Consider the following 14,548-nt stretch of genomic DNA (forward strand, 5'->3'; position numbering starts at 1 on the left):
GGGGCCGTTTGAAGATCGGCTTAAATAAGAGAATAAAGAGATCATGAATTTAAGAGAGTGAATTGCGGATTAAGCCTGTGCCACAAGGGCTTTTCGCAACCGTCTGTTGACCCTCGTAAGGTCCTGTTCACCCTCCGTCCGCCCCGGTTGTCGCATTCCTGAACAGCCCCGCCCCGTTTCGAAACGCGCGCGTAACGGCTGTGGCGGAACGGGCTGGTTAGCGAAAAGTTACGTCGAATTTTACGCAACCAGCGGTCAACCAAGTAGCTACAACTCCACTCTCGTGTCCCGGACGAGCGCAGCGAAGATCCCGGACCCAGGGCCCAAAAACGAGATCGCGGAGAGATGGGCCCCGGCACTGCAACGCATCACGCCGCACTGGAGGATGCTTCGCATCGCCATCGGCGCGCTGCATTGCGTCCGGGGCACGAGAGTGTTTTGAACTGCGACGACGCTGCGCTATGGCGGCCTTTCGCGCGCGGCCATCCAGGCGAGCCCGAGATAGGCGGCGAGCATGAAGACCTCGACGCCGACCACGACCAGGCTGCCGCCGTAGATTCCCGGGAACATCAGTTCGATCACCGCCATCGACACCACGGTCGTCAGCCACACCACCGCGCCCCACGGCGTCGCCAGCCACAGGCCGACCGCCGCGACGAGTTCGATCACGGCGAAGTAGATGGTCGAGGCCTGCCAGGCCATCGACTGGTTCTCGAACGCCTCGTCCTCGCCGCCGACGAAGCCGGTCACCTGGGCCCAATGATAGAGGCCCTTCAGGATCGAGAGCAGCGCCATCACCCGCAGGAACAGCACCAGCCGGCGCGTCCAGACATTGTCGTCGGACTCCTGGCGCTCCGACGAGATCGCCGCCACCGACATGGCGTTTTCCCGGGCATTGTCTCTGGCGTCCCTGGCATGGGCGCCGTCGCGGGCCGGGTCGCGGGTCGAGATCTCGGACATGGCCCTCTTCTGGCTGGTTCGCCCCGCAAAATCAATCGGCTGCCCAGTCCGTTCAATTCTGCCTTGCGGCAGGTCAAGCCGCGGTGACGGGAACCATGCGAGCTGGTATAAGAATAATTCCAGCCGGAGGAAGAGTGATGGCGATCAAATACGGACGTCCGATCGAATTGCGCGAGGTTTCGCGCGGGACTGGCGCGGGAGCCTCCCTGCCCTCGATCTGACCATCCGTCCGCGCCGCAACCGCAAGGCCGAATGGGCCCGGCGCATGGTGCGTGAGAACGTGCTCACCACCGACGATCTGATCTGGCCGCTGTTCCTGATCGACGGCAACAACAAGCGCGAGCAGATCGCCTCGATGCCGGGCGTCGACCGCCTCAGCGTCGACCAGGCCGTGCGCGAGGCCGAGCGCGCCATGAAGCTCACCATTCCCTGCATCGCCCTGTTTCCCTACACCGACCCGTCCCTGCGCGACGACGAAGGCTCGGAAGCGACCAATCCGAACAATCTGGTTTGCCAGGCGGTGCGCGCGATCAAGAAGGAGTTTCCCGAGATCGGCGTGCTCTGCGACGTCGCGCTCGATCCCTTCACCAGCCACGGCCATGATGGCCTGATCACCGATGGCAAGATTTTGAACGACGAGACGGTCGCCGTGCTGGTGCGTCAGGCGCTGGTGCAGGCCGAAGCCGGCTGCGACATCATCGCACCCTCCGACATGATGGACGGCCGCGTCGCCGCGATCCGCGAAGGCCTGGACCACTCGGGTCTCCTCGACGTGCAGATCATGGCCTATGCGGCCAAATACGCTTCCGCTTTCTATGGCCCGTTCCGCGACGCCATCGGCTCGGCCAAGACGCTCACCGGCGACAAGCGTACCTACCAGATGGACAGCGCCAATACCGACGAGGCCCTGCGCGAGGTCGAGCTCGACATCGCCGAAGGCGCCGACATGGTGATGGTGAAGCCGGGCATGCCCTATCTCGACGTTGTCCGCCGCGTGAAGGACACGTTTGCGATGCCGACCTTCGCCTACCAGGTGTCCGGCGAATACGCGATGATCGCGGCCGCCGCCAACAACGGCTGGCTCGACGGCGAGCGCGCGATGATGGAAAGCCTGCTCGCCTTCAAGCGCGCCGGCGCCGACGGCGTTCTTAGCTATTTCGCGCCGAAGGCGGCGGAGAAGCTGCGCAGCCAAGCATAAGCTCGCGCGGCCCCTCCGGTGTCGTCCCGGCGACGGGAGCAACGACGCGTCATCACCAAACTACTCCCTGGGGCTATGGGTCCCGGATCTGCGCTTCGCTTGTCCGGGACGACAGTGAGGGTGTAGCGCACCGCCGCGGAATCGCCGGAATATTTCGGCTAGTTAATCCCAGCGCGCCCTTGGCACGGAGATGGATTATTCCCATGTCCTGTCACGGGAGTTTTCCCTGGGAGGCGGACCATGTCGTATTCGGACTCGGGCAATTCCGGCAATGCCTGGCGCAGCGACGGCGCGGCTCACGCCTATGATCCCTATCTGCATCCGGAGCTGTTCCGCGGCGTCGCGACGCGACGGGTGTTCGCCTTCCTGGTCGACATGGTCGTGATCTCCGTGCCGGTGATCCTCGGATACCTCTTCATCGCCCTGTTCGGGGTGGTGACACTCGGCATCGGCTGGGCACTGTTCTGGCTGGCTTGGCCGGCGTCCGTGATCTGGGCCATCGTCTATTACGGCGCCTGCATCGGCGGTCCGTCGTCGGCGACGATCGGCATGCGCCTGATGGACCTCGAATTGCGCACCTGGTACGGCGCTCCGGGCTATTTCGTGCTCGGCGCCACCCACGCCGTGCTGTTCTGGGTGACGGTCTCGTTCCTGTCGCCCTTCGTGGTGCTGGTCGGCTTGTTCAATGGCCGCCGGCGCCCTGCTGCACGATTTCGTGCTGGGAACGGTCATCGTCAACAATTCGGTCCGGGCGCCCGTGCCTCAGGCAGCAAGGACCTATTGAGAAGCTGGTGATCAAGGACCTGTCAACCAGGACCCGCTAAGCTGAATGATCTGATCTGCCGAGCGGACCAATTGACCAAGGGCTTTCGTAGCGCGATGCTGACACCCACTTCGGAGGCCCACGACGTCCCTTGACCCAGCACTCGCGCGACACCCCACAATTTTACCTTACCGCGCCGTCGCCCTGCCCGTATCTGCCGGGCCGGCATGAGCGCAAGGTGTTTACGCACCTCGTGGGCGAGCGCGCGGGCGACCTCAACGACCTTCTGACCCATGGCGGATTCCGCCGCAGCCAGTCGATCGCCTACCGGCCCGCCTGCGACCAGTGCCGCGCCTGCGTCTCGGTCCGGGTGGTCGCCAACGAATTTCGGCCATCCCGCAACTTCCGCAAGGTGATGGCGCGCAACGCCGACATCATCGGCGAGCAGCGCAGCGCGGTGCCGACCTCGGAACAATATTCGGTGTTCCGCGCCTATCTCGACTCCCGTCACCGCCACGGCGGCATGGCCGACATGACCGTGCTCGACTACGCCATGATGGTCGAGGACAGCCATGTCGAGACCCGCATCATCGAGTATCGCAAGCGTGGCCCCGACAGCGGCATCACCGGCCGCGGCGAGGAGCTGATCGCGGTCGCCCTGACCGACGTGCTCAGCGACGGCTTGTCGATGGTCTATTCGTTCTTCGAGCCGGGCCAGGTCAGCCGCTCGATGGGCACCTTCATGATCCTCGACCACATCGCACGGGCGCGGCGTCAGGGCCTTCCTTACGTCTATCTGGGCTACTGGATCGAAGGCTCCAAGAAGATGGACTACAAGGCCCGCTTCCTGCCGCAGCAGCGGCTGGCACCGTCGGGCTGGCTGCGCATCGACGCACAGGGCGACGCGTCGTCCGAGCCGCAGGATTAGCGCGCTCACCCGAACAGCGTATCCACAAGCAGCTTCACGTTCAAAATCACGATGATGCCCGCGACGATCCACGCGATCGCGGCGACCCATTTGGGAATCGCGAACTTGCCCATCTTGCGGCGGTCCGAGACGAAGCGCACCAGCGGGATGACGGCGAAGGGCAGCTGCATCGACAACACGACCTGGCTGAACACCAGCAGATCCGCCGTGCCGCGCTCGCCGTAGATCGCAGTGACGACGATCACCGGAATGATGGCGATGCCGCGCGTCAGCAGGCGGCGCGCCCAGCTCGGCAGGCGCAAATCGAGAAAGCCCTCCATCACGATCTGGCCGGCGAGCGTCGCCGTCACCGTCGAGTTCAGGCCGGAGGCGAGCAGCGCCACCGCGAACAACGTCGAGGCGATGCCGAACCCCAGCAGCGGCGAGAGCAGCTCGAACGCCTGGCCGATCTCGGCGACGTCCGAATGCCCGCTCTTGTGGAAGGTCGCAGCGGCGACCACGAGGATCGCGGCGTTGATGAACAGCGCCAGCATCAGGGCGATGGTCGAGTCCGTCGTCGCCCATTTGATTGCCTCGCGCCGGCCGGTGTCGTTGCGCTCATAGGCGCGCGTCTGCACGATCGAGGAGTGCAGGTAGAGATTGTGCGGCATCACGGTCGCGCCGATGATGCCGATCGCGATGTAGAGCATCTCCGGGTTGGTGAAGATCTCGGTCTTCGGCATGAAGCCGCGCAGGACCTCCGCGACCGGCGGTGCCGCGGCCACGATCTGGACCGCGAAGCAGACCGCGATCACGGCGAGCAGCGCCATCACGAAGGCTTCGAGGAAGCGGAAACCGCGGTTCATCAGGAGCAGCAGCAGGAAGGCATCCAGCGCGGCGATCAGCGCACCGCCGATCAGGGGAATGCCGAACAGCAGTTTCAGCGCGATCGCGGTGCCGATGACTTCGGCGAGATCGCAGGCGATGATCGCCGCCTCGCAGGCGAGCCAGAGCAGGAAGTTCGTGGCCGGCGAGTACGTCGCGCGGCAGGCCTGCGCGAGATCGCGGTCGGTGACGATGCCGAGCCGCGCCGCCAGCGACTGCAGCAGGATCGCCATCAAATTCGAGAGCAGGATGACCGAGAGCAGCGTGTACCCGAACTTGGACCCACCGGCGAGGTCGGTCGCCCAGTTGCCGGGATCCATGTAGCCGACCGAGACCAGATAGCCCGGCCCGACGAAAGCGAGCAGCCGGCGCCACCACACGCCCGCAATCGGGAGCGCGACCGATCCGTTCACCTCGGCAAGGCTCTTAGTGGTCGGCGCATCCGTGCGCCAGCCGGCGGCATCTCGGGGAAGGTTTTGGGTCAAATCGGGCGATCGAGCATCCATGGGGGGAAGAATACCGAAGTCGAACTTTATTGCAACTCATTTGCAACTGCATCTAGCCGCGCAGGTTCCTCTCGCGATCCTTCTTCGCCGCCTTGTCGGGAAGCGGGTGGGTTGCTGCGGTTGGTAGCGGATAGTGGCGCCCATCCGACTTTGCAGGAAATGAGCCATGTCAAATCCCCCGCGCCTTCCCGACACATTCAGCCGCCTGGCCTGGTCCAATCTGGCGGCGCAGTCGGCCGAGCAGATCGCGCTGGCTGCGGCTCCCATCGTCGCGGTGCTGACGCTGGGGGTCGCCGAAGGCCAGACCGGGCTGCTCCAGACCGCGCTCACCCTGCCCTTCGTCCTGTTCGCGATCCCGGCAGGCCTGCTGGCCGACCGGATCTCCCGCCGCTCGCTGATGGCCGGCGCCGAGGCGCTCCGCGCGGTGGCGCTCGCGGCCATCGTGCTGCTGCTCGCGCTCGGCGCGCTCAATCTGCCGCTGTTGGCGCTGCTCGGCTTTGCGGCGGTATGCGGCACCGTCGTCTACAGCGTGGCTGCACCGGCGCTGGTGCCGTCGCTGGTGAGCGCGGACCTCCTGCCGGTCGCCAATGCGCGGATCGAGCTTGCACGCACCATCGCCTTCGCCAGCGGTCCTGCGCTCGGCGGTGCGCTGGTCGGCTGGTGGGGAGCGAGCCCGGCCTTCGGCTTTGCCGCCGCGCTCCTCGGCCATTGCGGTCGTGCTGCTCTCCGGCATCTACGAGCCCGCGCGGACACCCCCGCCGAGGCGTCATCCCTTCCAGGATATTCGCGAAGGCGCGGCCTTTGTGTTTCACCATCCGTTGCTGCGGCCTGTGTTCATCACCCAGTTCATCTTCAATACCGGTTGGTTCCTGCAGGTCGCGGTGTTCGTGCCCTATGCCGTGCGTCATCTCGGCCTGACCGCCGCCGGCGTCGGCACCGTGCTGACGATGTACGGTGTCGGCATGGTGATCGGCGCGCTGTTGGCCACGCGCGTGATGACGCGAATTGCCTTCGGAACGGTGGTCGGCCTCGGCCCCGTCACGGGATTTGTCGCCGCATTGGTGATGGCGCTGACGGTGCTGGTCCCCTCGCCCTGGCTCGCGGCCTTCAGCTTCTTCCTGCTCGGGGTCGGACCGATCCTGTGGGTGATCTCGACCACCACGCTTCGCCAGTCCGTGACACCGCCGCGCCTGCTTGGGCGCGTCTCCGCCATCAACATCATGAGCTATGGCGCCCGTCCGCTCGGCTCGGCCCTCGGCGCCATCGTCGGCGGCGTCTGGAGCGCGGAAGCGTGCCTCTATCTCGCGGCGGCCGTGTTCGGCGTGCAGGCGCTGGTGATCTGGCTGTCACCAGCGGTTGCGCTGGATCGGCAGCCGGCCATGGTGGGAGACGAAGTGGCGGCGCGGTGCTGACCGCAACCTCGTCATTGCGAGGAGCGTAGCGACGAAGCAATCCAGACTGCGTCTACGGCAAGATTCTGGATTGCTTCGCTGCGCTCGCAATGACGGAGTATGTTGAAAAAGCCCGGCCCTAATTCGCGAGATACCGCTCGTAGCTCCCCGTCACCGGCTCGCTTGCGTCGACCTCGGGATCGAGCGTGTAGAGATCCTGGGCGCGGCCGATGCCGCGCAGCGCGAAGCGGCCCGTGGAGACGAGATAGCGGCGCCCGGCGGCGTCGAGCCCCTTGTAGAACTCGGCCGAGGCCAGCAGTTCGCGATCGACCGAGCGGCTCATCGAGGCGATGCGGCTCACTTCGTTGACGGTCGGCCCCACCACCGTGAAGTCGAGCCGGTCCTCGCTGCCGATATTGCCGTAGAAGACCTCGCCGACATGCAGGCCGATATAGGCCGACGTGGTGGGGCGGCCGTCCGCCTCCCGCCGCGCGTTCAGCGCCGCGACATTCTGGCGGAACAGGTGCTCGGCCCGCAGCGCGGCGCGCCGGGCATCCGCCATGTCTGCAGCCGTGAACATTGCCAGCACGCCGTCGCCGATCAGCTTTAGCACGTCGCCGCCGGCATCGTGGATCGCGTCGATCACGGCCTGCGCATAGTCGTTGAGGAACGGGATGATCTCGTCCGGGCCGATGCTCTCGCTGATCCCGGTCGAGCCGCGCAAATCCGAATACCAGAGCACGGCGTTGATGCGCTCGGTGACGCCGCGCGAGATGCGCCCGCGCAAGACCTGTTCGGATGCATCGCGGCCGAGATAGACGCGCCCGAGCGTGCGCGCGATGTCCATCTGCTGCGCCGACTTGATCGCGAGCCCCAGCACCGGCACGAGATCGCGCAACGCGGCAAGCTCGTCCTCGCCGAAACCATCAGGGCGGCGCGTGGTCCAGCAGGAGTAGAGGCAGTCCATCAGGCCGAGCGCGCCGTTCTCGCCGAAGCGATGCACGAAGGCGAGATAGTGCGTGTGGCCTTTCTCGGCGAGTTCGCCGATCTGCGAAAAATCCATCGACGGCGCATCCGCGAGATCGATCACCATCTCGTCCTGTCCGTGCTCGAGCATGTGGAAGAACACCGAACGGCGCCAACTCTGCGCGGCGTCGCCTTCGGCGGTCGAGCCGTATTCGAACGCGTCGCTCTCGTTGCTGGGACGGTCGCTCCAGCGGAAACCGCGGCCCTCGTAGATCGGATGCAGCGTGTCGATGACGACGAGCCCGCGCGAGAGTTCCAGGCCTTCGGCGCGGCAGCGCTCGCAGAAGCCGCGCAGCAGTTCGATTTCGGGCAGGCCCGTAAGGCCCTGGCCGGTCAGCCAGTTCATCAGCGCAAGGCGCGAGGTCAATTGCATGCGCGCTATTATGGCGTGCATTCGTGACGAGCGAAAGGCCGCGCGCGAACCGCGCGCCATCAAGGCGCCCGCCCGCAGCAGGTCCAATATGCCGCAGGCGCTGTTGACGCACCGGCGCCGCAGGCAGCAAATGCTGGCCGATGACACCGCCGACCAGAAACACCGGCATATGAGCCAGCGCCAGCTTCCGATCATCCTCGCGCTCGGCACCACGCAGACCCTGGCCTGGGCCTCCAGTTACTATCTGCCGGCCCTGCTCGCCGATCCCATGGCGCGCGACCTCGGCGTCTCCTCCAACTGGATCTTCGGCGCGTTCTCGGCTTCGCTCGTGATCTCCGCGATGCTCGGCCCGCGCATCGGGCGGCGGATCGATCTCGTCGGCGGACGGCAGGTGCTGTCGGCCTCGAACCTGATCATCGCAGCCGGCCTCGCGCTGCTCGGCCTCTCGCAATCCGTGGTGGTGATGGCGATCGCCTGGCTCGTGCTCGGCATCGGCATGGCGATGGGGCTCTACGATGCTGCCTTCGCCGCGCTCGGCCGCATCTATGGCACCAAGGCACGCAGGTCCATCACCGGCATCACGCTGATGGCGGGCTTTGCCTCGACCGTCGGCTGGCCGCTCACCGCCTGGGGCCTGTCCCATATCGGCTGGCGCGACACCTGTTTCGCCTGGGCTGCCGCCAATATCCTGATCGGCCTGCCCCTGAACTTTGTCATGCTGCCGGCGATCAAGGGCGCGAAGCAGGCGGCAGCATTGGCGGAGAAGCCGCACGTCCCGCTCGACCGCACCATGATCCTGCTCGCCTTCGTCTTCGCCGCGGTCTGGACCGTCACCGGCGCGATGGCCGCGCATTTCCCGCGCATCCTGGAGACGATGGGCGCGACACCGGTCGAGGCGATCGCCGCCGGCGCGCTGATCGGCCCGGCGCAGGTCGGCGCGCGCATCCTCGAGGCCGGCTTCCTCAGCCGCTTCCATCCGCTGTGGTCGACGCGGCTCGCCTGCCTCACCCATCCGCTCGGCGCCGTGGTCGTGGCGATCTTCGGCGGCGCCGCGGCGAGCGCGTTTGCGCTGTTCCACGGCTCCGGCAATGGCATCCTGACCATCGCGCGCGGCACGCTGCCGCTCTCGATCTTCGGCCCGAAGGACTTTGGTTATCGCCTCGGCATCATCGGCGCTCCCGCCCGCATGGCGCAAGCCGTGGCGCCGCTGGCCTTCGGCCTGCTGATCGACGTGATGGGGGCCAGGGTGCTGATCGTCTCATCCGCGCTCAGCCTGTCGGCGCTGGCGGCCCTGTTTCTGATCCGCGCCGGGCCGCGGCCCGATTGACCGGCTCGCGGCTTTCGCGCACAAGTGAACGATGACCGAAGACAACCGCCCGCCCCGCGACTTGAAAGGCCTCCTGCGCTGGGCGACCACGCCGCCGCAGGCCTGGGGCGTCTATCTGCTCGCCATCATCCTGGTCTGGCTGGTCTCGTTCTATGCCGGCTCGCTGCGGCCGAAGAAGGCCCCGGACGCGAGCCCACCCGCGGTGACCGCGCCGAAGAGCTGACCCCGACCGGGCCTGCAGCCAAGCCGCGGAATTCCGCCTTCGCCATCACGTCAATGCGGACACGTCTCGACCTCGACCGTGACGTGGCTCAGTCGTTTCAGGCCGGCGAGCCGCCGCTTGTAGACAGAAGGCTGCTTTGGCGTGTCCGACACCACCGAGAGCAGCACGGCATAATGACCGGGGCCAATCTGCCAAAGATGTAGGTCGGTGACGCGGTCGTCGCCGGCTTCCATCCGTGCGCGAATGAGCCGCTCCAGCTTTTCGTCGGCGCGCACATCGAGCAGCACCGCGCCGGCATTCCTGATCAGGCCGACCGCCCAGCTCGCGATCACGGCGCTGCCGATCAGGCCGACCGCAGGGTCAGCCCAGACCCATCCCGAATACATTGCGACGACGAGCGCAACGATCGCCAGCACCGAGGTCGCGGCATCCGCCATGACGTGGACATAGGCCGCGCGAAGATTGTTGTCGTGATGGTGGTGGTGATGATGACCGTGATGGTCGTGGTCATGATCGTCGTGGTCGTCATGCGCATGATCATGACCGTGATGATGGTCGTGGCTGCCCCGCAGCAGCCACGCGCTGGCGAGGTTGACGCAGAGCCCGAGCACGGCCACCGCGATCGCCTCGCCGTAGACGATCGGCACCGGGGTGAACAGCCGCAGCACGCTCTCATAGGCGATCTCGACCGCGATCAGTCCGAGAATGATCGCGCTGGAGAAGGCCGCGAGATCGCCGAACTTGCCGGTGCCGAAGGTGAAGTGCGAATTGCCGAGGTGCCGCCGCGCGAAGCGGTAGGCGAAGGCGGCAATGCCGAGCGCCGCCGCATGCGTGCCCATGTGCCAGCCGTCGGCCAGCAGCGCCATCGAGCCGAACAGCGAGCCGGCGACGATCTCTCCGATCATCATGACCAGCGTCAGGACGACGACGAGCCAGGTGCGCCGCTCGTTCTCGTCGTGCCTGTCGCCGAGGAAAGCGTGGTCATGGGTCCATTGCTCGATGGAATGGGAATGCATCAGGTCAGGCTCCGGGAACAGATGTCTCTGATCAATATAGGCCCCGGCAGCCGATCTTTCTAACGCTCATCGCCTTCGGAACCAGCAATTGACAGGCCCGCACGATTTCGTTGTAATGCCGTCCATGGGGATTTGAGCGATCTCCCCACGAGGCGACATGCCCAAGTATCGCGTCCCGTTTCGTTTATGCGAGGACGCATCATGTCAACATTCGCGACCATATCATCCGACAAATTGACACGGCTGATCGGCACGGCCAACGCCCCTGTCCTGATCGACGTGCGCACGGACGAGGATTTTGCCGCCGACCCCAGGCTGATCCCCGGCTCCATCAAGCTGAGCCACGACACTGTCTCCGATTGGGGCGGCGAGCTCTCTGGCCGCTCCGCCATCGTCGCCTGCCTTCGCGGCGCAAAGCTCGCGCAGGGCACGGCGGCCTGGCTGCGGCAGCTCGGCGTGCAGGCCGAGACGCTGGAGGGCGGCTTCGAAGGCTGGAAGGACGCCGGGCTGCCGCTGATCGACGCGTCAAAACTGCCGCCGCGCGATGCCAGGGGACGCACCGTCTGGGTGACGCGGGCACGGCCGAAGGTGGACCGTATCGCCTGCCCATGGCTGCTCCGCCGTTTCGTCGATCCCAACGCAGTGTTCCTGTACGTCGCGCCGTCCGAGGTCGTCGCCGTCGGCGAACGGTTCGGCGCGGCCCCCTTCGACGTCGAGAACGTGTTCTGGAGCCACCGCGGCGAGCTCTGCACCTTCGACGTCATGGTTGAAGAGTTCGGGATCGCCACTCCGGCCCTGCTCCGGCTGGCAACGCTGGTGCGTGGCGCCGATACCGCGCGGCCTCGACCTTGCGCCGGAAGCGCCCGGCCTGCTCGCGGCCTCGCTCGGGCTGTCGCGGATGTACGATGACGACATCGCGCAGCTCGAGGCCGGCATGTTGCTCTATGACGCCTTCTACCGCTGGTGCCGCGACGCCACCGGCGAGACCCACAACTGGCCGACCAACAAAGTGAAATCGTGATGGATACCCGCGTCGATCAAACGGAAGCTGATGCCGGACACGGCATCAGCTTCAACGAGGCCTTTCGCGTCTGGCTCCGCGTCGCCTGCCTGAGTTTTGGTGGCTCCCGCGGGCCAGATCGCGGTGATGCACCGGATTCTGGTCGAGGAGAAGAAATGGATCTCCGAAGCCCGTTTCCTGCATGCGCTGAACTATTGCATGCTGCTTCCGGGACCGGAGGCGCAACAGCTTGCGACCTATATCGGCTGGCTGATGCACCGCACCGCCGGCGGGCTGATGGCGGGCGGGCTGTTCATCCTGCCCGGCATTATTGCCATCATGGGGCTGAGCTACATCTACGCCGCCTTCGGCAATGTCGGCTTCGTCGAGGCCTTATTCTTCGGCCTGAAGGCCGCCGTACTCGCCATCGTCGTCGAGGCGGTCTTCCGGGTCGGCAAGCGCGCGCTGAAGAACCGCATCATGATCGCGCTCGCTGCGATCGCCTTCGTCGCGATCTTCTTCTTCGCGGTCCCCTTCCCGATCATCATCATCGCCGCAGGCCTGATCGGCTATGCCGGCGCAAGAAGCGGCCGCCCGGAATTTGTCTCCTCCGGTCACGGTCCCGGCGGCAGCGGCGCTGTGATCGACAGCATGCTCGGCGATGCCGTGCCCGAGCACGTGCGTCCCAACGCCGGACGCGCGATCCGGGTCGGCGCCTTGTGGCTGGCGCTCTGGCTGGTGCCGGTGATCGCGCTGCTTCTGGCCCTCGGGCAGGCCAGCGTGTTCAGCCAGATCGCACTGTTCTTCTCGAAGATGGCGCTGGTCACCTTCGGCGGCGCCTATGCCGTGCTGGCCTACGTCGCCCAGCAGGCGGTCGAGCATTATCATTGGCTGAAGCCGCACGAGATGCTCGACGGCCTCGGCATGGCCGAAACCACGCCCGGCCCGCTCATCATGGTGCTCCAGTTCGTGGGCTTCATGGCGGCCTATCGCGATCACGGCGCCTTGTCGCCGATGCTCGCCGCAACGCTCGGCGGCTTGCTCGCGACCTGGGTCACCTTCACGCCCTGCTTCCTCTGGATCTTCGTCGGCGCGCCCTATATCGAACGATTGCGCGGCAACCCGGGCCTAGCCGGCGCGCTGAGCGCCATCACCGCCGCCGTGGTCGGCGTGATCCTCAATCTCTCGATCTGGTTCGCGCTGCACACGCTGTTTCGCGCAATCGTGCCGGTGCATGCGTTCCCGCTGAACTTCGATAGGCCGGTGCTGAGCAGCGTCGATGTGCCGGCGCTGCTGCTGGCGATCGCGGCGGCGATTGCAATCTTCCGGTTCAAGCTGGGGATGCTGACGGTGCTGGCGGGCAGTTGCGCAGCGGGCGTGGCGCTGCGGCTGGCAGGGGTGATCTAGGTAGGACATCTGCTGGCGTTGCTATCGGAAGGCGGCGTTGAAGCCGACAGGTCTGCATGTCGGCCTTGGGCCACGTGGCGACATTTCTTCGAGTCGGAGGTATGATCGCGGCAAAGATTACTGCGAGAGCTCTCATGTCCCATCTCCATGGCGCCGCGTTTGATGCAGACATAGAAACTGTTCGACGTCTTCTAGATGCGGGCGTGTTGCCCGACCTGCGAGACAAGAAAGGTTATACTCCGTTGCTTTGGGCGAGCTTACGGGCGGCGGTCGGAGATCAAGTACCAGTGATCCAAGCGCTCATTGCGGCCGGCGCAGACCCGGACGCAATCACGAGCGCAGGGGATTCAAGTTGCCTGATGCTTGCGGCACAGAGCGGATGCGAGGAGGCAGTAAGGGCGCTAGTCGCTGGCGGCGCCAATATTAATCATTCTGCGGACGGCGTGACTGCTTTGATGGTGGCGGCGCGCAACGGCGACACGGGGATTGTGAGGCTTCTGCTCCAACTCGGGGCCGATCCGGCCGCTCGCGCCGGACGTTTTGCGGCCGCCGACTATGCAAGACGCGGTGGGTACGATGATTTAGCGAACTTACTCGACCAGGGCACAACTAGGCCGTTTTCGACTTCTGCTCAGGGTCACAAAAGCCGACGATGACGGTCAATCCGATACCTCCCGCTTTGCCCTCGGAAGCTGACGCTTATACCTTCGAACGCCCGTCACCTCCCCCGTCGACCATGACCCGTCGGGCAATACACCCGCGCAATTTCTCCACCTCGCATGTCAACCTCCGACCGCAAAAATATTCCACTTTACCGAAATTCGGATTTGTCGTACACACAAAACACCCTGGCCCGTTACAAGGGGCGGATCGCGATCGTCACGAACCGCGGGTTGGGCAGCGATGGACGCGACGGCGTCGGGCGCGATCGGTCTTTGCAGGGCGGCCTTGGCCGTGAGCAACGGCCTTCGCGCGTACGACACGACGCTGACGGCGTCCTCGCATGGCCCTGGAGGCGAGCACACGCCACCCTCCGGGGGCCCAGCGAGGACGTGCGCGGACGGAGAAGTCGTGTGGTCCTGACGCCCGTAGGCTGGCGTCAAGCCTTGCGGTGATGTGGCGGCCCGACCGGGCACGTGCATCAGCCATCCGCGATGCGACGGGGGCAATAGTGCATCGCTCCCCGAGGAGAGCACGAAGGACACCGTTAAAACCATTCGCGCAGGGAAGGCCGGGCGATCCGGCGAGACCTGTGGTCCACCCCGTGTGCATTTTTTCGGCGCACGGACTCGGGTGCCAGCCGGCGCCCGGCCTTCCCTGCGCCCCCACCATCCGCTTGCGACAGCGTGAAAATGCCACGGCAGGAGATATCTCGCATGGGTTCAAGCTGAGCGGGTGACTCACCGCCAGCTCGGCGACGGTTTGATCACGATAGCCGGACGACCTTGAGACAGCTCCACTGTCCTAAACGGACTCGCTCGGAGCGTTGAATCGCCCAATTGCGCAAATCAACCCTTCGCTGTATTGTTTCATTCATACTACTAATTGCCTGTCTTTTTCTCCCCT

8 protein-coding genes and 5 pseudogenes are annotated in these 14,548 nt (G+C 65.4%); 9 read left to right on the top strand and 4 right to left on the bottom strand.

The genetic code is table 11. The annotated features are described in order from the left end of the window. Nucleotides 1-459: 459 nt before the first annotated feature. A complete protein-coding gene (locus tag ACQ86E_RS33660) occupies nucleotides 460-960 on the bottom strand; it encodes a DUF6163 family protein (protein WP_431203592.1) in 501 nt (166 codons plus the stop codon). A 137-nt stretch (nucleotides 961-1,097) separates the two neighbouring features. Between ACQ86E_RS33660 and hemB the strand changes: the two are divergent. From hemB to ACQ86E_RS33675, 3 genes and pseudogenes are all read left to right on the top strand, one after another. Then, nucleotides 1,098-2,158 (top strand): annotated as a pseudogene (hemB, locus tag ACQ86E_RS33665) (porphobilinogen synthase). A gap of 240 nt (nucleotides 2,159-2,398) precedes the next feature. Continuing rightward, a pseudogene (locus ACQ86E_RS33670) lies at nucleotides 2,399-2,942 on the top strand (RDD family protein). 130 nt (nucleotides 2,943-3,072) lie between these two features. Beyond that, nucleotides 3,073-3,849: an arginyltransferase gene (locus tag ACQ86E_RS33675; protein ID WP_431203593.1), complete on the top strand. Its 777-nt coding sequence runs from the start codon at nucleotides 3,073-3,075 to the stop codon at nucleotides 3,847-3,849. Between the two features lie 5 nt (nucleotides 3,850-3,854). Here the strand turns inward: ACQ86E_RS33675 and ACQ86E_RS33680 are convergent, their stop codons facing one another. Further along, nucleotides 3,855-5,219, bottom strand: a complete 1,365-nt coding sequence (locus ACQ86E_RS33680) for an Nramp family divalent metal transporter (RefSeq protein WP_431203594.1) — start codon at nucleotides 5,217-5,219, stop codon at nucleotides 3,855-3,857. Between the two features lie 166 nt (nucleotides 5,220-5,385). Here ACQ86E_RS33680 and ACQ86E_RS33685 point away from each other — a divergent pair. After that, nucleotides 5,386-6,631 (top strand): annotated as a pseudogene (locus ACQ86E_RS33685) (MFS transporter). A gap of 118 nt (nucleotides 6,632-6,749) precedes the next feature. Here the strand turns inward: ACQ86E_RS33685 and ACQ86E_RS33690 are convergent. Then, on the bottom strand, nucleotides 6,750-8,009 hold the full coding sequence (locus ACQ86E_RS33690) for an adenylate/guanylate cyclase domain-containing protein (protein WP_431203595.1): 1,260 nt from the start codon (nucleotides 8,007-8,009) through the stop codon (nucleotides 6,750-6,752). A gap of 169 nt (nucleotides 8,010-8,178) precedes the next feature. On the opposite strand from ACQ86E_RS33690, the gene ACQ86E_RS33695 reads away from it, so the two are divergent. Together ACQ86E_RS33695 and ACQ86E_RS33700 are read left to right on the top strand one after the other, a co-directional pair. Next, on the top strand, nucleotides 8,179-9,336 hold the full coding sequence (locus ACQ86E_RS33695; RefSeq protein WP_431206631.1) for an MFS transporter: 1,158 nt from the start codon (nucleotides 8,179-8,181) through the stop codon (nucleotides 9,334-9,336). 31 nt (nucleotides 9,337-9,367) lie between these two features. Continuing rightward, nucleotides 9,368-9,559, top strand: a complete 192-nt coding sequence (locus tag ACQ86E_RS33700; protein ID WP_211385917.1) for a hypothetical protein — start codon at nucleotides 9,368-9,370, stop codon at nucleotides 9,557-9,559. 50 nt (nucleotides 9,560-9,609) lie between these two features. Here the strand turns inward: ACQ86E_RS33700 and dmeF are convergent, their stop codons facing one another. Then, a complete protein-coding gene (gene dmeF / locus ACQ86E_RS33705; RefSeq protein WP_431203596.1) occupies nucleotides 9,610-10,575 on the bottom strand; it encodes a CDF family Co(II)/Ni(II) efflux transporter DmeF in 966 nt (321 codons plus the stop codon). A 201-nt stretch (nucleotides 10,576-10,776) separates the two neighbouring features. Between dmeF and ACQ86E_RS33710 the strand changes: the two are divergent. The 3 genes and pseudogenes from ACQ86E_RS33710 (at nucleotide 10,777) to ACQ86E_RS33720 (ending at nucleotide 13,638) form a co-directional block, all read left to right on the top strand. Then, nucleotides 10,777-11,596 (top strand): annotated as a pseudogene (locus ACQ86E_RS33710) (chromate resistance protein ChrB domain-containing protein). Then, nucleotides 11,596-12,982, top strand: a pseudogene (gene chrA / locus ACQ86E_RS33715) (chromate efflux transporter). The pseudogenes ACQ86E_RS33710 and chrA overlap by 1 nt, the downstream one beginning before the upstream one ends. Before the next feature lie 134 nt (nucleotides 12,983-13,116). After that, on the top strand, nucleotides 13,117-13,638 hold the full coding sequence (locus ACQ86E_RS33720) for an ankyrin repeat domain-containing protein (RefSeq protein WP_431203597.1): 522 nt from the start codon (nucleotides 13,117-13,119) through the stop codon (nucleotides 13,636-13,638). The last annotated feature ends 910 nt before the right edge of the window (nucleotides 13,639-14,548 follow it).

The sequence above is a fragment of the Bradyrhizobium betae genome, assembly GCF_050632175.1.
GTDB lineage: Bacteria > Pseudomonadota > Alphaproteobacteria > Rhizobiales > Xanthobacteraceae > Bradyrhizobium > Bradyrhizobium betae_B.